The sequence below is a fragment of the Paracoccaceae bacterium Fryx2 genome, from assembly GCA_032334235.1.
In the GTDB taxonomy this organism is placed as follows: Bacteria; Pseudomonadota; Alphaproteobacteria; order Rhodobacterales; family Rhodobacteraceae; genus JAVSGI01.
The window spans coordinates 1,506,156-1,524,597 of sequence record JAVSGI010000005.1 but is presented as its reverse complement, the minus strand read 5'-3'; the positions used below and the strand labels follow the sequence as shown (position 1 = coordinate 1,524,597).

Here is an 18,442-nt window from a genome sequence, read left to right as displayed (position 1 = left end):
GAAGGTCCGCGAGGCGAAATGGGCGGCAGATCATAAAAACCAAGGCAACAATCGGTCAGCTGAAGGTCGCTGCCGCGCTTCGGGCAGAACCTGCTATGCCGTTGCCGCGAAAACAGTCAAAAATCGAGGTGCCCTAAAGTGAGACCTTTTGTCTTCCGGTTTCGTCGCGGCACCCGGCCGGCTTCGGGGAGGGTGGCCGCCCGTGCGTCAGTTCATCCGGTTCCGGTTGGTCGTCGCGGGCCCGGCCGACACCCTGGTGTCCATCACGCTGCGGTTGCGGCCGGCATCCTTGGCGCGCTCCACCAGACTCTGCGCCGCCGCCAGCCAGTCCTGCGCCGAGTTGAAGGCCTCCGACATCGGCAGAACGCCGAAGCTTGCGGTAAAGGACAGCGACGGGTCTTCGGCAACCCTGGCAGTCGCAATCTCGCTGCGGAAGCGTTCGGCGGCCTGCAGGGCTTCCTCGCCATGCGCGCCGGTCAGCAGCACGGCGAACTTGCCGCCGCCGGTCCGGCCCAGCGTGTCGCCCTTGCGCAGCACGTCGCGCACCGCCTTTGCGGCGGCCGCGATCACCGCGTTGGCCGCCGCCTGCCCGTGGGCCGCGTTCAGTTCGCCCAGCCGGTCGATGTCGAACACCACGAGCGACGCCGCAAGCCGGTAGCGCCTGCACTTTTCAAGCTCGTCGTCAAGCACCTTCAGGAACCCCCGGCGCGAGGTCGCCCCGGTCTGCACATCCTCGTTCGAGATCATGCGCAGTTCCAGATGCGACACCGTCAGCCGGGCCAGACCGGCCATCACTTCGCGGTCGATGTCGCTGAAATCCCTCGGGATGGTGTCCAGGATGCAGAAGGTGCCGACGTTGTAGCCGTCGGGGGTCGTCAGGGGCGCGCCCATGTAGCAGCGGATGCCGGGCGAACCGGTCACAAAGGGATTGTTGCGGAACCGCGGATCGTTCGCCGCATCCTCGATCACCATCACGCCCATCTGGCGGATCGTCTGGGCGCAGAACGAGGTTTCGCGCGGGGTATGGGCGATCAGCAATCCGGGGCGCGACTTGAACCACAGCCTTGTGCGGTCGATCAGCACGATGGCGGCCATCGGCACGGCAAAGATCGACCGCGCCAGTTCGCTGGCGATGTCGAACTCCTCCTCCGGCCCGGTATCCAGCACCTCGTAGCGCAGCAGCGCGGCAAGCCTGCCCTGTTCGTCATCCGTCCGGTTCATCGGGTCACCTGCAGAAGCAAGACGGCCATCGTCACGCCACGGTCGCGCTGGGGGGATGCCACGGCAGCGGCGGGGGTAAGGGATCGCTTCATCTTCTACCTGCAGGCCTTTGCCTCTGACGGGCCGGAGCCCGTTCCAGGAGGCATGTTTCTGATTGGTGTGCGTCGGCTGCCCGGGCCCTGCCGGAAAGGGACGGCATCAGCCGTGTAAGTCATGTCATCGGTACCAACGTTGCTGCCCCGACGAAGTTCCGGTGACGGCGGAATTATTCGGCGGCCTCCCCGTCATGCCCGCCCTGAGACAGCCACGGGGGCCGCCTTTCGGGCGTCATGCGGCAAAGCCGGGTTTCGTGGCCGCAGCGAATCAGTCGGAAGCCGACGAAACGCCCCGTGACACCCCCCGATTCTTCAGGCCGCGCACAGGGTCGCAGCCTTTTCCGGGCAGGGTCAATGGGCGCATCGGGCGATATGACGCATTCCGGATCACGTTCTGATGATTTGGCCGCCCGAGGCCCCCGACCGGAGCCGATTCGCGGACTTCCGCCGACCCAAATAGATCAAATTGACAACATGCCGCGAAGGGCGGACGCTGGAGTTGTCAGGAATGGCGTTCGCGTCATGGCGGGCCTGACCGTCATCGTTGCGGAGGCATCATGGAAGCGGTTCAAAGCAGAAGGGCACCTCTATAAATTGCCCCATCCCCCGCACTTCGGTATGGTGAGACAGTGAACTGGCATTGGGGATGCAACGATGGCGCAGATGGGTTTTTTCGATCTTTCGGACCGTTACGCGAGCCTCGATGCCAAAAGGGATCCGCTGGTCGAAATTGATGCCGTCGTGCCGTGGGAGGAGTTTCGTCCGGCTCTTGAGCGGGTCTGGCGCAAGCCTGTTGCGGATCGCAAGTCCCGCGCGGGGCGCAAGCCGATAGATGCGGTGCTGATGTTCAAGACGCTGGTTCTGAGCGCGCTTTACAACCTGTCGGATGATCAGATCGAATATCAGGTCCGCGACCGGCTTTCCTTTATGCGCTTCCTGGGGTTGGGCCTTGGTGACCGGGTGCCCGACGCCAAGACGGTGTGGCTGTATCGCGATGCGCTGGCGCAGGCCGGCAAGGTGGAGGAGTTGTTCGGGTTGTTTGACGGTCATTTGGCGCGGCGGGGCTACATTGCGCGCGGCGGTCAGATCCTGGACGCCTCCATCGTGCCGGTGCCGCGCAATCACAACACGCGCGATGAAAACGCAACGATCAAGAAGGGCGAGGTCCCCGAGGATTGGGCTGATAAGCCAGCGAAACGGGTGCAAAAGGATGTGGACGCACGTTGGACGAAAAAGCACGGCAAGAGCCACTACGGCTACAAGAACCATGTGAATGTGGACCGCACGCATAAGCTGGTCCGGCGCTACCACGTCACCGACGCCGCTGTGCATGACAGCCAGGCAGTGGATCATCTGCTGATGCAGGGCAACACCGGGTCTGGCGTGTGGGCGGATGCTGCTTATCGGTCCGAGGAGATGGAGGCCAAACTCCGCGCCTTAAAACTGAAAAGCCACATCCACCGCAAGGGCAATCGGGGCAAGCCGCTGACCGACCAGGCCAAGGGCAGCAACCGCACCAAATCCACCGTGCGGGTCCGGGTTGAGCACATCTTCGGCGCGCAGGCCAACGACATGGGCGGCACCCTGGTGCGCACCATCGGCTTGGTGCGGGCGAAGGCCAAAGTCGGCATGAAGAATCTCGCCTACAACATGCGCCGCCTCGGCCAACTGGGTCGCATCAACCCGCACCCAGCCTGAAAACGGTCGGCCAAGGACGCAGATCGCCCCGCGCATCGCTAAAAACGGCCCTGAACCGAAGGTCCGCGAGGCGAAATGGGCGGCAGATCATAAAAACCAAGGCAACAATCGGTCAGCTGAAGGTCGCTGCCGCGCTTCGGGCAGAACCTGCTATGCCGTTGCCGCGAAAACAGTCAAAAATCGAGGTGCCCAGAAGTTCCCACGACAGGCACATGCCGGATCTGCCGCAGGCGCCGGGGCGGGCGGCCGTTGTGCCATCGCGCGATTTCGGTCCCGATCCGGTGCCCGACCTGACGGGCGTCACCGTGCTGCTGGTGGGGGGGGGCGTCCAGGACATGCGGCAGGTCAGCATATGGATCGACAGCTTCGGCGGGCTCGGGGTCATGACGGCGCAGGCAGATGTCGCGCTGGGCTGGCTGGCCCGGCCGGGGCGCGGCCCGGCGCTGGCCGTGGTGGATTGCGACGATCTGGGCGACGCCGAAGCGATCGTCGATTTCGGCTTCGAGGTCCGCCGCGTCGCCCCTGACGTGCCGGTGATTCTGCTGTCTTCTTTCGTTTCGCGCAGCGATCTGACCACCGAATGCATGATGGTCTGCGACGTGACCCTGCGCAATCCGGTCTCGTTCGCCGCGTTCAAGCTGGGTCTGGTGGTCGCCCGCGACAATCACCGCCACTACCTTTGCGCCGTGCATCCCACGCCCGAAGCCTGACCCCGGCCTTGCGGCGTCCGGTGCTTTCGGCAGGGCATCGGCGTTCAACCGCTGATTGAGGCTTGCAATTTAAAAAGTATCAAAATAATAGTATGAATTGCTGATAGATGTTATTGCTGGCTCATGTCGGTTACGGCGGGTGGCCGAATCGGGAAAAGGTTGCAGACGATGCGGGACAGCTTCGATCAACGCCCCGCGACGGGCACCGTTGCCGAGTTCTCTCGCGGGCGGCCTGTGCTGCGCGTCCCGCCGACAGCACCCGACTTCATCCTCCCCCGCCCTGGCCCGGCCACTCCGGACCTGACCGACGAACGGCCGCAACCGATCGCCGGGCGCCAGATCGGCGGCACGGCGCTGATTCTCGGCAATGACGAAAAGCTTGCCGCCGCGATGCGCGGCTGGATCAAGGACATAGGCGCACATGCCGTGGTCCAGTCCGAGGCGACGCTGCCCGCCGGATGGCTTGAGCGCAACGCCGGGGGCTTCGACTTCTGCGTGGTTGACGCCGATTTTCTTGGCGATGAAGCGCGCACCCTCGATCTGTGCCTGCGCCTGAAGAACGCGTCGCGCCAGCTTCCGGTCATCCTGGTGGACGGGGGGCTCGGCGCGACCGACACCACGGCCGAGGCGATGAACCTGTGTGACGGCCGTCTGGCGGCCGATGTCACCGCCGCGCAGTTTGCCGAAGTGGTGCAAGGCGCGATGATCCGGGTCGCCCTGCGCGAAACCGGGCGCGACACCCCCGCCGAATACCGTCTTGACTTGCGCAGCGCGCTGGCCGAGGTCGGCCTGGGCGTGCCGGCAAGCTCGGGTCCGGCTGCGCCGGTGCAGGCCGCACCTGTCCTCACGGTGCATCAGGCCGAAGACAGATCCCTGATGCGCGGCTGGTGGATCCTGCCGGTTGCAGCCTCGGGCGTGCTGGCATGGACCGGGATCATCGCGCTGGTCGTGAGCCTGATCTGAAGCCGTTCCGCCCCCCGCGCCTTATCCCGATGATCCTTCTTGGGGGGGGCGGGCAAGGCTGTCGGCCGCAGGGTCGGCAGGCTGCCCGACGGCGGGCGGCGGCACGGGGCGCCGGTCCGGTCGGCCTTGGGGCGGGCCCGGTTCCCGCCCCCTCTGGCATCGCGGGCGATCGGCAGGTGCCACACGCATTCCGCGAAATCTCTGTCTTGCCCGACCTCTGGCGGCACCAAAGCGTCGTCCCGCGCCTTGCTGCGGGGCGGCGGGTCCGATATGAAGAATGTGCTGCGGGCCTTCCCGGCGGGCCGAATGGACATGACTCAATCATGATGATACGGAACGAAAATGGCGTCAGGTATGTGCGTAACAGGGCAGCGTAAGGTCGGCCCTGTCAGTTTGGTGCGGCAGGGGCTGGTCGTGGCGGGGCTCGGGCTGATGCTCGCGGCCTGCCTGCCGGCCGGCCCGGTCGCAACTCCGTCGCGGGGGGTGCTGCAAACCGCCATGCCGTTCTCGCAGATCCGTGTCGGCTCGATCTGGACCACCGAACCGCTGGCGCTGATCGGCATCCAGCGCGGGCTTCCGGGCCAGACCGAACAGATCGTGGGCCTTGCCAACGACACCACGCTGCGGGGCGACAATTTCCTGCTGATGCTGGCGCGGGTGACCGACGGGCAGGATGTGCCCGCCTTCCGGCTGGAGGAGTTCGTGAAACGCGCGGGCGGGTCGCCGTCGCCCTTCGGCACCGTGTCCGACAGCAACCTGCAAAGCGGCTCCGACAGTCTGGGGCCCTATGTCTGGCTGGAATACCGCAGCGGGGCGCAGACCAACTGCGTGCTGGCGCTGCGCAGGCTGGGGGTCGGCAGCCGGATGCTGCCCGCCCGGGCCAACGTGATGGACGTGATGCTGCGCAACTGCGTGCTTGGGTCCATCGAAGAGGCGCTGGCGCCGATGCTCGAAGCCCGGATGGGCGGCGGGGTCGGGGCAGGGGCGCGCAGCACGGTGATGCTGTCGCCGCTGGCAGGGCCCACGCCATGACGCCCGCCCTTTCGCGGCCGCCCGTCCGGTTCGCGCCATGACCGGCGCCCCGTTCCGCCGCTCGGCCACCGCCAACACGCCCGTGCTGCTGGCCTGGTTCGCGGTGCTGGTTCCGGTGGTGCTGCTGGCCTCCGCGCCCACCTCGACCAGCGGGCAGGCGCTGCTGGGGCTGGTCGCGGTGGTCTGCGTCGCGGCGCTGAAGCCCTTTGCGGCCAACCTCGGCGCGCGGTTCCTGCTGCTGGGCATTTCCAGCGTGATCGTGATGCGCTATTGGATCTGGCGGCTGCTGGAGACGCTGCCCCCGCCGTCGCTGTCGCTGTCCTTCGGGATCGCGGTGCTGCTGTTTGCGGTGGAAAGCTATTCGATCCTGCTGTTCTTCCTCAACGGCTTCATCACCGCCGATCCGACGACGCGCCGCTTTCCCGCCAAGGTGCTGCCCGAGGATCTGCCGACCGTCGACATCCTGATCCCGTCCTACAACGAGCCGCCCGAGATGCTGAGCGTCACGCTGGCGGCTGCCAAGAACATGATCTATCCGCGCGCCAAGCGCCGGGTGGTGCTGTGCGATGACGGCGGCACCGACCAGCGCTGCAATTCGTCCGACCCCGAACTGGCCGCCCGGTCGCGCGAACGGCGCGCCACGCTGCAGGCGCTGTGTCGCGACCTGGGCGTGCGCTACTCCACGCGGGAGCGCAACGAACATGCCAAGGCCGGCAACATGAGCGCCGCGCTGGAACAGCTCGATGGCCAGCTTGTCGTGGTGTTCGACGCCGACCACGTGCCCAGCCGCGATTTCCTGGCGCGGACCGTCGGATACTTCGTCGATGACCCCAAGCTCTACCTGGTGCAGACGCCGCACTTCTTCATCAACAAGGATCCGATCCAGCGCAACCTCGGCCTGTCCGAACGCTGCCCGCCGGAAAACGAGATGTTCTACAGCTTCATCCACCGCGGGCTGGACCGCTGGGGGGGCACCTTCTTCTGCGGCTCTGCCGCCGTGCTGCGCCGCTCGGCGCTCGACAGTGTCGGCGGCTTTGCCGGCGAGACCATCACCGAGGATGCCGAAACCGCGCTGGAGATGCACGCGGCGGGGTGGAAAAGCCTTTACATCGACCGCGCGATGATCGCGGGCCTGCAGCCCGAAACCTTCGCCACCTTCATCGAACAGCGCGGGCGCTGGGCCACCGGCATGATGCAGATGCTGCTGCTGAAGAACCCGCTGTTCCGCAGCGGTCTGCGCTTTGCGCAACGGCTGTGCTACATCAACTCGATGAGCTTCTGGCTGTTTCCGCTGATCCGGCTGGCCTTCCTGCTGGCTCCGCTGGTCTATCTGTTCTTCGGCATCCAGATCTTCGTCTCGACCTACGAGGACGTGCTGGCCTACATGCTCAGCTACCTTGCGGTGGGCTATCTGGTGCAGAACGCGCTTTACGCCCGGTTCCGATGGCCGCTGATCTCGGAAATCTACGAGGTGGCGCAGGCCCCCTATCTGGCCAAGGCGGTGATCAAGACCTTCCTGTCGCCACGGGCCGCCAAGTTCAACGTGACCGCCAAGGACGAGACGCTGGAGGAGGATTACATCTCGCCGATCCACGGGCCGCTGACCCTGCTGTTCGGTCTGATGCTGGCCGGGGTGGTGGCGCTGGTGGTGCGCTGGGTGATGTTCCCGGGCGACCATTCGGTGCTGATCGTGGTGGGCGGCTGGGCGGTGTTCAACTTCCTGCTGGTGTCGATCGCCTGGGGCGCGGTGTCGGAAAAGCAGCAGCGCCGCGCCTCGCCGCGGGTCGACCTGCGCGTGCCCGCCACCGTCCGCCCGCAGGATGCCGCCACCGAAATGGCCGCCACCATCCTTGACGCCTCGACCAGCGGCGTGCGGATTCTGGTCGCCCCCGGCTCCAGGGATGCCGCCGCCCCGCCGATCGTGCCGGGGCAGAGCTTTTCCTTCACCCCCCGCTTCCCTGATGCGCCGCACCTTCAGACGCCGGTGCTGGGCACCGTGCGCAGCGTGCGGCAGGGGCCGGAAGGCATGATCGTCGGGCTGATGCTGCGCCCGGATCAGCCCATGATCACGCGCGAGGCGGTGGCCTTCCTGATCTTCGGCGACAGCGACATCTGGCGCACGATCCGCGAAAGCACCCGGCGCCGCAAGGGCATGTTCGCCGGCTTCGGCTATGCGCTGTCGCTGGCGTTCAAGGTGCTGCCCTCGGTGATCGCCGATTTCATCCGCGAACCGGGGCGCCGCGCCCGCGCGTCCATGTCGGAAACCCGGCGTCCCAAGGCCGCGCACCTGCTGGCCTTCGGCGTCGAACCCGAACACCTCGACCTGGACGCGCCCGATCCGGGCTTCGACGGTTCCGATGGCAAGGTCCGGCCGTGGAAGGTCACGGCATGACCCGGCGCGCGCGCCTGGTCGCGCTCGCCGCGATGCTCGCCCTCGTGGCGGGCGCCGTGCGGGCGCAGGACATCCCGTCGCCCCGGATCGAGATTCCGGCGGACGAACGGGCCCTGCCCGACGCCCCCGCCGCCGCCGACACCGTGGGCCTGATGGAATTCGGCGCCCGGGCGGCTGCGGCGCCCGCCGCCGCCCCCGCCCCCCCCCGCGCCGCAGCGCCTGCCGCTGATCGGCAAGGGCGCCGCCAGCATCCTGCGCCTGAACGGCGAACAGGATGCCGCCGACCTGACGCTGTTCCTGCCCGAGGGGCTGGTGCCGACCGAACTGGCGCTGAGCCTGCGCGCCGCCATCAACGTGCTGCCCGAACGGTCTGCCCTGCGGGTGATCGTGAATGACGTGCCGCTGGACCCGGTGGTGCCGCAGGCGTTCGACGGGTTCCAGACCGTGCTGCTGCCCGCGGCGGCGCTGGTGCCGGGGGCAAACCGGCTGCGCATCGAAAGCGCGCTGCACCACCGCATCTACTGCGGCCCCGAGGCCAGCTTTGCGCTGTGGGTGGAGGTCGATCTGGCCGCCAGCGGCCTGACCCTGCCGCCCGGCCTGACCGATTTCCGCGAGACCGATTTTCCGGGCCTGCTGATCGAACAGGCGTCGCGTCCCGGCGGGCTGACGATCCGCGCCGCGCCCGATGCCGACCCGGCGCTGGTGCAGCAGATCGCGCTGCGGGCGGCGCGGATGGTGGCCCGGCCCGAAGTTCCGCTGCGCGTCGCGGGCCTGTGGGAACCGGCCGGTTCGGGCGCCGATCTGGCGCGGATCACCGTGCTGGCCGGGGCTGCCCCATCGGCCGACCTGGTGCGCGGCGGCGACGGGTCGCTGGTGCTGCGCGTCGTGCTGGGCGCGGGCGGGGCCGTCCCCGATCTTGCCGCCCTGCTGCCACCGCCGCCACCCGCCGCCGGGGTGCCGACGCTGGCGCCGGGCGACGTGGTGCCGCTCTCCGCGCTCGGGCGCGGCGACACCGCCGATTTCGGCCACTACATCCGGCACGACATCGCGTTCCGCCTGCCGCAGGACTGGCTTGTGCTGGGGCCGCAGGCTGCGGAACTGACGCTGCTTTACGGCTTTGGCGAGGACCTGGGGACAGGCGCGCTGCTGCTGGTCAAGGTCAACGGCACCACGGTGCGGCTGTTGCCGCTCGACCGCCAGGGCGGCGCGGTGCAGCCCGCGCTTCCGGTGGGCTTCAAGGCGTCGCTGATGCAGCCCGGCGTCAACCTGCTGACCTTCGAGGCCATCATCCCCGGCGATCCGCCCGATCTGCCTTGCCCGCTGCGCGAAGACCCGATGCTGCGCATCCTCGCCGCCTCGACGCTCGAGGTGCCGGTTTCGCCCCGGATGCAGTTCCCCGGGCTTGAAACCGTGCTGGACCGGCTGCGCGGCACCTCGGTGTCGGGTGGCGCCGACGATCCCCGCGCGGGCCTCTCCGGCGCGGCGCTGCTGCCGATGGTCGTGGCACTGCCGTCCGATCCGCTGCCCGGCCCGCCCGCTACCCTGCGCGTGCTGACGGCGCCCGAGGCCGGGCTGCTGCGGTCGTCCGATCTCGACCTCGGTCGCGGCCTGCTGGAGGCGGTGCTGCAGCCGCCCGTGGCCACGGCCGACGCCCCCGAGGCCAGCCCCGATGCCCCGCTGATCGACATGGGCTGGCTGACCCGGCGGCTTCAGGCGATGTGGGGCGGGGTGCTGGCGCTTGCCCATCCCGGCGACCCGCCGCTGCCGGACTGGTTGCAGGGCCGCTCGGGCCGCATGATCCTGATGCAGCCCGACGCCGAGGCTCCGGGCGACCTGATGCTGGTGCTGGGGCCGACCGTTTCGCCGGGCGAGGCTGCCGGCCTTCTTGCCGCCGCAGGGCAGGTGCCGGGAGGTCCGGCCGGCCGGCTGTCGATTCTGGCCGAGGACGGCACCTGGCAAAGCTGGCGCCCGGCATCCGTGCCGCCCATGCTGCTGGAACCGTTGCGCCTGTCCAGCATCCGCTTCATCGTGGGAACCTATGCCTCGTGGTCGCCGCTGCTTTTCACCATCATCCTGCTGGGGCTGACGCTGCTGTCGGTGATCATCGCGATGGTCTTCGTCATGACCACAAGGGGGGGGCGCAAGCGATGAACCGCCGCATGTTCAATGCCGCGCTGCTCGGCCTTGCCGCGATGGGGGCGCAGGGGGCAGGCGCACGGGCCGCGGCGCAGGACGCGCCGGCGGGTGCCGCCCATCCCCTCGCCGCCGCCTGGGCGCTGTGGAAGACCGCCTTCCTTGCGCCCGACGGCCGCGTGATCGACCGGACGCAGCAGGGCGCCAGCCATTCCGAAAGCCAGGGCTACGGCATGACGCTGGCGCTGGCGCTGGGCGATGCCGACGCCTTCGCCCGCATCGACGCCTGGACCGAGGCCAACCTCGCGCTGCGCGACGACAGCCTGCTGGCCTGGCGCTGGCTGCCCGAAGCCGCGATCCGGGTGCCCGACCGCAACAATGCCAGCGACGGCGACCTGTTCCGGGCCTGGGCGCTGGCGGGGGCGGGGGTGCGCTTTTCCAATGACGCCTATACCCGGCGCGCGACCGCCATTGCCGCCGACCTGGCGCGGCTTTGCGTCGTGCCCTGGCCCGATGGCAGCGGCCGCCCGGTGCTGCTGCCCGCCGCCCTGGGGTTCACCCGCGATGACGGCGTGATCGTGAACCCGTCCTATTGCATGCCGCGGGCCCTGCGCGAACTGGCTGCCGCGACCGGGCAGCAGGATCTGGCGCTCTGCGCCGACAGCGGCGAGGCGCTGGCCGCCGATCTGGCCGCCACCGGCCTGATGCCCGACTGGATCGCGCTGACCCCCGGCGGGCCGCAGCCTGCCACCGGCATGTCGGACCGTTCGGGCTACGAGGCGATGCGGGTGCCGCTGTTCCTGCTGTGGTCGGGCGCGCCGGGGCATCCGGCGCTGGCCCGCCACGCCGCCGCCCTGCGGTCCGCGCGCAGCGCCGAACCCGGGGCGCGTTCCACTCCGACCGTGCTCGACCGCCTGACCGGCGCGGTGATCGAACGCAGCCCCGATGCAGGCTACGGCGCGGTGGAGGCGCTGCTGCTTTGCGTCGATGCCGCGTCCGCCGCCTCTGGCGCGGGGGGCGTCACCCTGCCGGGGTCGGCCCTACCGCCCTTCACCACCGACCAGCCCTATTACCCGGCCACGCTGCACCTGATGGCGTTGCTGGCCCAGATCGAAGGCTATCCGACATGCGTGCCGCTCTGACCCCGGTGCCCCGCCGCACCCGCCTGCTGCGGGTGGCCCTGCTGGCCGCCTGCCTCGTGCTGCCCGGCCCCGGCTGGACGCAGGCCGTGCCCGGCCCCGACGATCTGCGGGCGCTGATCTACTACCTCGGGGCCAGCGACAGCGCCTCGACCGATGCCGAGCTGCGCCGCCTGCGCGCACAGTTCCCCGGCTGGGTGCCGCCCGCCAACCTGTCGGATCTGACCCGCGCCGGGCAGGGGCCCGATACCGATGCCATCTACCGCCGCATCGCCGCCAATGACCTTGCGGGCGCCCGCGCGGCGATCACGGCGGCGCAAGGCGCCTTTCCCGGCTGGTCGCCGCCGCAGGACATGCTGCGCCTGATGGCGATCACCGAGGCGCAGGCCGGCTTCAACGCCGCCATCGCGCAGCGCAACGTGTCGGCCGCGCTGGCGGTGACGCGGGCCAACCCCGACCTGCTGCGCTGCGAACGGGTCAACAACGCCTGGCAACTGGCCGAGATCCAGGCGGGGCAGGGGGGCGCTGCGGCGGCGCTGGCGACCTATCGCGCGGTGATCGCCGCCTGCACCGGGTTCAGCGAGGTTTCGGCCTCGCTCGAAAAGGCGCGTGCGGTGGCCAGCGATGCCGAAATGACCGCGCTGCTTGCCACGGCGCGCAGCCGCTTTCCCGGCAATGCCACGGCGATCGACGCGCTGGAACGGCGCCTGACCGGCCGCGCCCCGGTGGCGGGGGCCACCACGACCGCCAGACCGACGGTCGCGGCCCCGACCGCCGCCCCGACCGTGGCCCCGACCGCAGCAGCGCCCACCGTGGCGGCTCCTCGCGTGGCCGCGTCGCCGGGCGTTCTGGCCGCGCCCACCGGCTCGGGTGCGGCACCCCGCGGGCTGTCGCGCCTGTCGGGCCTGCCCCGGTCCGGCGACGGTCGCCTTGGTCAGGTGCGCGCGTCTGCCAAATCCGGCGCCTTTGCCGATTGTGTCGCCCGCTCCACCCGCCCGCGCTCGCTTGACTTGGCTTACGAGCGGGCGTGGTGCGTCTTCAACCTCGACCGCCCGCTGGAGGCGCTGGCGCTGTTTGCCGCCGCCGCCGAGGGCGGGCTTGGCGCCGAGGTCACCCGCGATGCCCGCTTCGGCATGGCGCTTTCCTACCTCAACCGCAACATGACCGAAGAGGCCGCACGGCTGGCCGCCTCGACCCCCTTCACGCTGGAGCAGCGCAAGGATGTCGAGGGCATCATCCTCGACCAGCGCGGCGTGCGCGCCTATCAGCTGAAGGAATACCGCCGCGCCATCGCCTTCTTCGACGCGCTGGAAACCCTGAAGGGCAGCCTCAGGCGCGACCTCGGCATCCTGCGGGCCTACAGCTACCTGTCGCTGGACGAACGCGGCACCGCCTTCAAGCTGTTCGAGGCGATGCACAAGGAACTTGCCACCGCCGAAACCCGCGCGGGGATGGCAGCCTCGCGCTGACCCGGCCCCGCAACTCCAGGAGAAACCGACCATGAAGCCAGTTCGCAAAGCCGTTTTCCCCGTGGCGGGTCTGGGCACGCGATTCCTTCCCGCCACCAAGGCGCAGCCGAAGGAAATGCTGCCGATCATCGACAAGCCGCTGATCCAGTTCGCGGTGGAAGAGGCGCTGGAGGCGGGCATCACCCACCTGATCCTGGTGATCGGCCGCACCAAGCGCGCCATCGCTGACCATTTCGACGCCAACCCCGAGCTTGACACCATTCTGCGGGCCAAGGGCCAGCACGAGATGGCCGACTATCTGGCCAACATCGTGCCCAAGCACGCCTGCGCCATCTACCTGCGCCAGGCCGAGGCGCTGGGGCTGGGCCATGCCGTCGCCTGCGCCGCCCCGCTGATCGACGCCGACGAACCCTTTGCCGTTCTGCTGGCCGACGACCTGATGGAAGGCCCGACCCCGGTGCTGACGCAGATGATGGCGGCGCACGCCCGCACCGGCCACAGCATCCTCGCGGTCAACCCGGTGCAGCCGTCGCAGGTCGGCAGCTACGGCATCGTCGATGCGCCGCCGATCCGGGTCGGCGGCTCGGCGCTGATCCGCGGCATCGTCGAGAAGCCCGCGCCGGGCGAGGCGCCTTCGACGCAGGCCGTGGTCGGGCGCTACATCCTCGACGGGTCGATCATGCAGGTGCTCAAGCAGCAGAAACCCGGCCGCGGCGGCGAGATCCAGCTGACCGACGCGATCCGGACGCTGATCGACACCACCGGGGTCGAGGCCTACCGCTATCTCGGGCACCGCTACGACTGCGGCTCGAAGATGGGCTATATCGAGGCAACGCTGGTCCACGCCCTGCGCCACCCCGAGTTCGGGCCCCAGGCCCGGGACCTGCTGGCCAGCCTGTCGCCCCATGGCGAGCGCATCCACGTTCCCGAATGACCGGGGCCGGAACGGGAAAGGTCTGTCAGGCCGGAACATCCTGCTGGCCATAGGTCGCATAGGCGCCCCTGACCTCGGCCATCTCGGCGGGGGTCAGGATCACCGGGCTGCCGATGCCGCGCGCCAGCATGTAGTGCCGCGCCAGCATTTCCAGCTTTTCCGCCTCCAGCAGCGCCTGTTCCAGCGTCGCGCCCAGGCAGACCATGCCATGATTGGCCATCAGGCAGGCCGTGCGGCCCTGCAGCGCCTCCAGCACCGCATCGGCCAGCGCGGGCGTGCCGAAGGTTTCATAGCGCGCGCAGGGCACGTCGTCGCCGCCGAAACTGGCGATCATGTAGTGAAACGCGGGCAGCGGCTCGCGCAGGCACGAAAGGGCCACGCAGTGGTCGGGATGGGCATGGACCACCGCGCCGGCCGGAAACGCCCGCAGGATGCGCGCGTGGATCAGCCATTCGGAAGACGGTTTCCAGCTCCCCTCCCAGCGCCCGTCGAAATCCATCCGCACGATCTGTTCGGGGGTCAGGGCGGCGGGCGCGATGCCGGTCGGGGTGATCAGCAACCCGTCGCCACAGCGCAGGCTGATGTTGCCCGCCGTTCCGGCATTCAGCCCGCGCCGTTCGGCGGTTCGGGCGGCCTCGACAAGGGCCTGGCGCTGGGCGCTTTCGGATGGGGTCATGGCGGGTCTCCTGCGGTTTCCCGCAGTCATGACCCGGCTTGGCCCGCGGTGCAATCGCCCCGCGCCTATCCCCGGCCCGCCATGGCGGCGCCGGCACGGCGCCATCGCCCCGCAGCCCCCGCCGCCGCAAGGGTTTTCTGCCAGACCGACGACCCGCGTGGCGGTCCCTGCGACCACAGGCCGCCGCAGCGGTTCCCCCGCAGGCCGCCGCCCCGGGCGAGGCCATCCCTTCCCCGCCCGGCCAAAGCCGCCATGCCGCACCCGCCCCATGGCCCGTGCCCGGCCCGAACATGACCCGGCCCGCCCCCGCCTTCTTCACCCGCCCCGCGCCAGAGGTCGCCCGCGACCTGCTGGGGATGGGCCTGCGCGTGCGGGGTGCGGGCGGCCCCATCGTCGAAACCGAGGCCTACACCGCCGACGATCCCGCCTCGCACAGCCACCGCGGCCCGACCCGGACCAACGCCGCGATGTTCGGCCCGGCGGGTCATGCCTATGTCTACCGCAGCTACGGCATCCACTGGTGCCTGAACGTGGTCTGCCTGCCGGGGCAGGCGGTGCTGATCCGCGCCATCGAGCCGGTGTCGGGGCTGGCCGACATGGCGGCGCGGCGCGGGCGGGCCGACCTTGCGGCGCTCTGTTCCGGGCCGGGCAAACTGGGGCAGGCACTGGGCATCGGCCCGCAGGACGACGGCACCCCGTTCGACGGCGGCGCGCTGGCGCTGATGGCCCGGCCGCTGCCCTCCGGCACGGCCATCGTCAGCGGCCCGCGCATCGGCATCTCGCGCGGACAGGCGACGCCGTGGCGCTTCGGCCTTGCAGGCTCGGCCTTTCTCAGCCGCCGGTTCTGACCGGTGACGCACCCCGGACGGAACCTTTTTCCGCTCTGGCGGTTGATCCGGATGTGCGGACGGCGGCGACCCCTCTCCGAAAGGCCGCCCCTTCCCGAAAGGCCCCACCCTTCCAGAAAGCCCTCCCTTCCAGAAAGGACTCCCGATGACCTTGCACGCCCCCGACCCCGCACAGCAGCTGCTGACCTTCGGGCCAAAGGATCCGACGCCCGATCCCGGCCCCGACCAGACCCCCGGCCCCTACCCTGATCCGATGCCCGACCCCGAGCAGATTCCCGATGCCGACCCCGACATGCCCGATCCCGACATGCCCGACCCCGGCGACGTGACGCCGCCGATCTACAGCTGACCGCAGACGCAAGGCGGCACCGCAGGCGAAGGGCCGCAAGCCAGTCTTACCCTGGCGGCGGTGATCAGCACCCTTGGCACATTGATCACGGTCTGGCGCAGCGACACGCCCGCCAGCGCCCGCGCGTGCCGCCCTTGGCCACCGCCCCCCGGCGACATCTCCGGAATTGTGGCCTGCCCGCCCTTCCTGTCGCCGGTCGGGGCGTCGTTGCCCATCGCGCGGCCATTGCGGGCCGTGCAGTCCCACCCCAGCGCAGCCGGTTCAGCAGCCCGGCGCCGACCCCGGGTGTCACCGTCCGCCGGGCAGATGGCCCGCACCGTTGATTTCCGGGGTGCAACGGGGTCATCCGCGCCTCCGGGCCTCTAGGCCTTGGGGCCTCCGGGCCTCCGGGCCGACGCGGCGGGGCGCCGGGATCGGCGCGGCCCTCGGCAAGCGGCAATCCGGGTGCCTGCCCCACCGGCCACCCTTGCCACCCCGCGCCCGCCCGGTGCATGGTTCGGCAGCCGCCACCGCCAGGCAGAAGGGACGACGGATGCTCAAGACCCTCGACAACCGCCTGAACGCCGACGTTCTCCACGCCCTGCGCGCCATGGGGCACGGCGACACGCTGGTGATCGCCGACGCCAACTTCCCCGCCGACGCCATCGCGCGCCGGACCGTTCTGGGCAAGCTCCTGCGGATGGACAACCTGACCGCCGCCGAGGCGGTGCAGGCGGTGCTGTCGCTGCTGCCGCTCGACACCTTCACCGACGATTTCGCGGGCCGGATGCAGGTGGTCGGCGCCCCGTCCGACATTCCCGCCGTGCAGGCCGAAGTGCAGGCTCGGATCGACGCCGCCGAGGGCCGCCCGCGCCCGATGACCGGCATCGAACGCTTCGACTTCTACGACCGCGCCCGCGCCGCCTATGCCGTGATCCAGACCGGAGAGCGCCGGTTCTACGGCTGTTTCATCTTTCGCAAGGGCGTGATCGCGCCGGAGGTCTGAATGCGTGTCGTCATCCTGGGCGTCTTTGTCGCCGATACCGCCTACCGCGCCGACCGCCTGCCGCGGCTGGGCGAAACCATCCTCGGGCAGGGCTTCGCGCTGGGCCCGGGCGGCAAGGGCTCGAACCAGGCGGTCGCCGCCGCCCGCGCCGGGGCCGAAACCCATTTCATCACCCGCCTCGGCCGCGACCCCTTCGCCGACATGGCGCTGGCCACCTGGTGCGCGGCGGGCGTGATCCCGGCGATCACCCGCAGCGACGGCCAGACCGGCGCCGCCTTCATCTACATCGAGGCCGCGACCGGCAACAACGCCATCATCATCTGCCCCGGCGTGGCGGCAGACATCTCCGCCGCCGACATCGAGGCCCGCGCCGACCTGATCGGCGGCGCCGCCGTTTTCATCACGCAACTGGAACAGCCGCTGCCCGCCGCCCTGCGCGCCCTGCAGATCGCCCGTGCCGGCGGCGCACGCACCATCCTCAACCCCGCCCCCGCCGCCCCGCTGCCGGGCGGGATGCTGGCACTCTGCGACTACGTCACCCCCAACGAATCCGAGGCAGAGGCCCTGACCGGCCTGCCCGTGACCACGCTGCCCGAGGCCGAAGCCGCCGCCCGCGCCCTCTGCGCGCTGGGCGCCGGGGCCGCCATCATCACGCTGGGCGACAAGGGCGCGCTCTACCACGACGCCACGCAGACCGTGCATGTCCCGGCCATCAGCGCGGGGCCAGTGGTCGAAACCACCGGCGCGGGCGATGCCTTCAACGGGGGCTTCGCGGCAGCCCTGGCGCGGGGTGCCGCACCGGTCGATGCCGTCCGCTTCGGCTGCGCCACGGCCGGCATCTCGGTCACCCGCCCCGGCACCGCGCCCTCGATGCCCGCCCTAGCCGAGATCGAGGCGCTGCTGGCGCGCGGCTGAGCGCATCCCTGCCGCACCCCCTGTCGGAAAGCCTGTGTTACAGTTTCCCGCACAGGGATTCGCAGAGGCAAACATCCCTTGCGATTCATCTTGGCCCAAATATCCCCGCCGGAGGCTCCCGCTGCCGAAGCCGGGTGCCTCCGGCGGGGATATTTGGGCCAAGATGAAAGCCGGGAAGGACAGGCCATGATCATCTCGCGTGGGCGGCGCTTCATCTTCGTGCATATCCCCAAGACCGGGGGCACCGCGCTCAGCCTTGCGCTGGAAGCGCGGGCGCGCAAGGATGACATCCTGATAGGCGACACCCCCAAGGCGCGGGCGCGCCGCGGGCGGTTGCAGGGGGCCAAGGCGGCCGGGCGGCTGTGGAAGCACTCGACCCTGGCCGACATCGCGGGGCTGGTCAACGATGACGAGGTGGCGGGATTCTTCACCCTGACTCTGGTGCGCAACCCCTGGGACCGGGCGGTGAGCTACTATCACTGGCTGCGGGCGCAAAGCTTTGCGCATCCGGCGGTGGGGCTGGCCAGGGCGCAAGGCTTCGGTGCCTTCCTGCACCATCCGCAGACCCGGACCAGCCTGCGGCTCTGGCCATCCTCTGCCTACATGCGCGACCGCACCGGGGCCGAGCGGTGCAGCCTGTTCGTCCGGCTGGAGCATCTGACCGAAGACATCGCCCCGTTCGAGGCGCATCTGGGCTTTCGGCTGCCGCCTTTGCCGCGGATCAACGAAAGCAGCCGACTGGCCGACTGGCGCGGCTATTTCAGCGATGCCGACGCCGCGCTGATCGCCGACCTCTGCGCCGAAGACATTGCCCGCTTCGGCTACGCCTTCGAGGATGCCGTTCCCGCAAATCGCTAGAAAGCGCGCCATTTGCCGCGACTTC

The 18,442-nt window shown here is 69.7% G+C and carries 17 protein-coding genes; 14 read left to right on the top strand and 3 right to left on the bottom strand.

Annotation, left to right across the window (positions count from 1 at the left end):
* Positions 1 to 207 precede the first annotated feature (207 nt).
* Positions 208 to 1,221: a diguanylate cyclase gene (locus RNZ50_16580; GenBank protein ID MDT8856608.1), complete on the bottom strand. Its 1,014-nt coding sequence runs from the start codon at positions 1,219 to 1,221 to the stop codon at positions 208 to 210.
* A gap of 749 nt (positions 1,222 to 1,970) precedes the next feature.
* Here RNZ50_16580 and RNZ50_16575 point away from each other — a divergent pair.
* The 9 genes from RNZ50_16575 to galU all read left to right on the top strand — a co-directional run bounded on the left by RNZ50_16575 (position 1,971) and on the right by galU (position 13,786).
* Entirely contained in the window at positions 1,971 to 3,014 is a 1,044-nt protein-coding gene (locus RNZ50_16575) for an IS5 family transposase (protein ID MDT8856607.1), read from the top strand.
* Between the two features lie 212 nt (positions 3,015 to 3,226).
* Positions 3,227 to 3,724: a hypothetical protein gene (locus RNZ50_16570; GenBank protein MDT8856606.1), complete on the top strand. Its 498-nt coding sequence runs from the start codon at positions 3,227 to 3,229 to the stop codon at positions 3,722 to 3,724.
* Positions 3,725 to 3,892: 168 nt separating this feature from the next.
* Entirely contained in the window at positions 3,893 to 4,687 is a 795-nt protein-coding gene (locus tag RNZ50_16565; GenBank protein ID MDT8856605.1) for a hypothetical protein, read from the top strand.
* 414 nt (positions 4,688 to 5,101) lie between these two features.
* Complete coding sequence (locus RNZ50_16560) at positions 5,102 to 5,719, top strand: hypothetical protein (protein ID MDT8856604.1); 618 nt, start codon at positions 5,102 to 5,104, stop codon at positions 5,717 to 5,719.
* Positions 5,720 to 5,756: 37 nt separating this feature from the next.
* A complete protein-coding gene (gene bcsA, locus RNZ50_16555) occupies positions 5,757 to 8,111 on the top strand; it encodes a UDP-forming cellulose synthase catalytic subunit (protein MDT8856603.1) in 2,355 nt (784 codons plus the stop codon).
* A 174-nt stretch (positions 8,112 to 8,285) separates the two neighbouring features.
* Complete coding sequence (locus RNZ50_16550; protein ID MDT8856602.1) at positions 8,286 to 10,262, top strand: cellulose biosynthesis cyclic di-GMP-binding regulatory protein BcsB; 1,977 nt, start codon at positions 8,286 to 8,288, stop codon at positions 10,260 to 10,262.
* Positions 10,259 to 11,386 (top strand): glycosyl hydrolase family 8, encoded by a 1,128-nt coding sequence (locus RNZ50_16545; protein MDT8856601.1) that lies wholly within the window; start codon positions 10,259 to 10,261, stop codon positions 11,384 to 11,386. The genes RNZ50_16550 and RNZ50_16545 overlap by 4 nt, the downstream gene beginning before the upstream one ends.
* Positions 11,371 to 12,852, top strand: a complete 1,482-nt coding sequence (locus tag RNZ50_16540; GenBank protein ID MDT8856600.1) for a hypothetical protein — start codon at positions 11,371 to 11,373, stop codon at positions 12,850 to 12,852. Before RNZ50_16545 ends, RNZ50_16540 begins: the two co-directional genes overlap by 16 nt.
* A 31-nt stretch (positions 12,853 to 12,883) precedes the next feature.
* Positions 12,884 to 13,786 (top strand): UTP--glucose-1-phosphate uridylyltransferase GalU, encoded by a 903-nt coding sequence (galU, locus tag RNZ50_16535; protein MDT8856599.1) that lies wholly within the window; start codon positions 12,884 to 12,886, stop codon positions 13,784 to 13,786.
* A gap of 25 nt (positions 13,787 to 13,811) precedes the next feature.
* Here galU and RNZ50_16530 read toward each other — a convergent pair whose 3' ends face one another.
* A complete protein-coding gene (locus RNZ50_16530) occupies positions 13,812 to 14,462 on the bottom strand; it encodes a class II aldolase/adducin family protein (GenBank protein ID MDT8856598.1) in 651 nt (216 codons plus the stop codon).
* Positions 14,463 to 14,752: 290 nt separating this feature from the next.
* On the opposite strand from RNZ50_16530, the gene RNZ50_16525 reads away from it, so the two are divergent.
* Positions 14,753 to 15,310, top strand: a complete 558-nt coding sequence (locus RNZ50_16525) for a DNA-3-methyladenine glycosylase (protein ID MDT8856597.1) — start codon at positions 14,753 to 14,755, stop codon at positions 15,308 to 15,310.
* Positions 15,311 to 15,455: 145 nt separating this feature from the next.
* Positions 15,456 to 15,659, top strand: coding sequence for a hypothetical protein (locus RNZ50_16520; protein MDT8856596.1), 204 nt, complete (start codon positions 15,456 to 15,458; stop codon positions 15,657 to 15,659).
* On the opposite strand, the gene RNZ50_16515 is transcribed toward RNZ50_16520, so the two are convergent.
* Positions 15,650 to 15,976: a hypothetical protein gene (locus RNZ50_16515; protein MDT8856595.1), complete on the bottom strand. Its 327-nt coding sequence runs from the start codon at positions 15,974 to 15,976 to the stop codon at positions 15,650 to 15,652. The two genes, RNZ50_16520 and RNZ50_16515, sit on opposite strands and share 10 nt — an antisense overlap.
* 215 nt (positions 15,977 to 16,191) lie before the next feature.
* Here RNZ50_16515 and RNZ50_16510 point away from each other — a divergent pair, with 215 nt between their 5' ends.
* The 3 genes from RNZ50_16510 to RNZ50_16500 all read left to right on the top strand — a co-directional run bounded on the left by RNZ50_16510 (position 16,192) and on the right by RNZ50_16500 (position 18,417).
* Positions 16,192 to 16,644 carry an RbsD/FucU family protein gene (locus tag RNZ50_16510; protein MDT8856594.1) on the top strand — a complete coding sequence of 151 codons (453 nt, stop codon included), beginning with the start codon at positions 16,192 to 16,194 and terminating at the stop codon, positions 16,642 to 16,644.
* Entirely contained in the window at positions 16,645 to 17,559 is a 915-nt protein-coding gene (locus RNZ50_16505) for a ribokinase (GenBank protein ID MDT8856593.1), read from the top strand.
* A 186-nt stretch (positions 17,560 to 17,745) separates the two neighbouring features.
* Complete coding sequence (locus RNZ50_16500; protein MDT8856592.1) at positions 17,746 to 18,417, top strand: sulfotransferase family 2 domain-containing protein; 672 nt, start codon at positions 17,746 to 17,748, stop codon at positions 18,415 to 18,417.
* Positions 18,418 to 18,442 lie beyond the last annotated feature (25 nt).

Coding starts and splice junctions, on each gene's coding strand:
- RNZ50_16505 (MDT8856593.1), top strand. CDS start 16,645: ATGCGTGTCGTCATCCTGGGCGTCTTTGTCGCCGATACCGCCTACCGC.
- RNZ50_16570 (MDT8856606.1), top strand. CDS start 3,227: ATGCCGGATCTGCCGCAGGCGCCGGGGCGGGCGGCCGTTGTGCCATCG.
- RNZ50_16565 (MDT8856605.1), top strand. CDS start 3,893: ATGCGGGACAGCTTCGATCAACGCCCCGCGACGGGCACCGTTGCCGAG.
- RNZ50_16575 (MDT8856607.1), top strand. CDS start 1,971: ATGGCGCAGATGGGTTTTTTCGATCTTTCGGACCGTTACGCGAGCCTC.
- bcsA (MDT8856603.1), top strand. CDS start 5,757: ATGACCGGCGCCCCGTTCCGCCGCTCGGCCACCGCCAACACGCCCGTG.
- RNZ50_16545 (MDT8856601.1), top strand. CDS start 10,259: ATGAACCGCCGCATGTTCAATGCCGCGCTGCTCGGCCTTGCCGCGATG.
- RNZ50_16540 (MDT8856600.1), top strand. CDS start 11,371: ATGCGTGCCGCTCTGACCCCGGTGCCCCGCCGCACCCGCCTGCTGCGG.
- galU (MDT8856599.1), top strand. CDS start 12,884: ATGAAGCCAGTTCGCAAAGCCGTTTTCCCCGTGGCGGGTCTGGGCACG.
- RNZ50_16500 (MDT8856592.1), top strand. CDS start 17,746: ATGATCATCTCGCGTGGGCGGCGCTTCATCTTCGTGCATATCCCCAAG.
- RNZ50_16580 (MDT8856608.1), bottom strand. CDS start 1,221: ATGAACCGGACGGATGACGAACAGGGCAGGCTTGCCGCGCTGCTGCGC.
- RNZ50_16525 (MDT8856597.1), top strand. CDS start 14,753: ATGACCCGGCCCGCCCCCGCCTTCTTCACCCGCCCCGCGCCAGAGGTC.
- RNZ50_16520 (MDT8856596.1), top strand. CDS start 15,456: ATGACCTTGCACGCCCCCGACCCCGCACAGCAGCTGCTGACCTTCGGG.
- RNZ50_16530 (MDT8856598.1), bottom strand. CDS start 14,462: ATGACCCCATCCGAAAGCGCCCAGCGCCAGGCCCTTGTCGAGGCCGCC.
- RNZ50_16510 (MDT8856594.1), top strand. CDS start 16,192: ATGCTCAAGACCCTCGACAACCGCCTGAACGCCGACGTTCTCCACGCC.